We start from the raw sequence: 936 nt of genomic DNA, 5'->3' as shown, positions 1-936 counted from the left end.
GAGATGATCAATTTACCATCAGCCAATGAGGAAACAATAAGTAATCAGTAATCATCTAATGAAGACAGTCATGGATAAATTATATAAATATGGATTAAATAACCTGTTTCTAGAAATAGTCTTATAAGTATAAGTAATTAACAAATTTAAGATGGATACAAATATTATCACATCGTCAATTCGTAAGTCCTATAAATTTTTCTTCTTCTCTTTCAAAATGAGAATTATTATCCTTTAAACTCTGTAAATGTTATGCATCAGGTAATTTACTTTCTACTAATCTCAAAGGAGCATACTGATAGGCTGCAATAGTTGTTAAGATAGTCAATCCTCCTAAAATAATAAACATCAAACCAATACCACGACCAGTACCAGTACCAATAATTTGTCCTATGCTTCCGGCTAGAAGACCATTAGTTTTCATTAAAGGTTCAAATATTCCATCAGCCAACGGACCTGCTACAAGATAAGCAAGAGGTAGACAGGAAGAAGTGATAGCACTATTAAAAGCGAAGACTCTTCCTTGTGAATCAGGAGCAACTTTCTTTTGAAATATTACTTGAATACAACTGTTGATAAAAGGTAATCCAAGAAAGAATAAGAAAGCGGCTGTAGCACATAGATAAACTGAAGGATACAACCCTGCAACTATGATGGAAAATCCGCTGAGCACCATAAAGCACAAGAGCATATTGGTATAGTTTTGCCGGATACTTCCCCAAGTACTCATAAGTATACTGCCCATGATCATACCCACACCGCCAAAGGACATGATTGTACCAAGTTGCGCTTGTGAAGCAAAGGAGAGTACTAGGGGATAAATGAGTACCCCAACAATTCCTACAAGGAAGTTAATAATAGCAAGAAACAGTAATAAACCTAGTAGTCCAGGACGAACCCTCAGATAATGAAAACCGTAAAGGGTTTGTGTGAGTA

Annotated in this window: 1 pseudogene; it reads right to left on the bottom strand. The window is 35.5% G+C overall.

Going from position 1 to position 936, the window contains the following annotated elements:
* Positions 1-250: 250 nt before the first annotated feature.
* Positions 251-936 (bottom strand): annotated as a pseudogene (locus tag CALSC_RS25105) (MFS transporter); the annotation flags it as partial.

The organism is Calothrix rhizosoleniae SC01, from assembly GCF_900185595.1.
In the GTDB taxonomy this organism is placed as follows: domain Bacteria; phylum Cyanobacteriota; class Cyanobacteriia; order Cyanobacteriales; family Nostocaceae; genus Calothrix_A; species Calothrix_A rhizosoleniae.
Note: the sequence above shows the minus strand (reverse complement) of the source record. Positions and strands in the feature narration are given on the sequence as shown.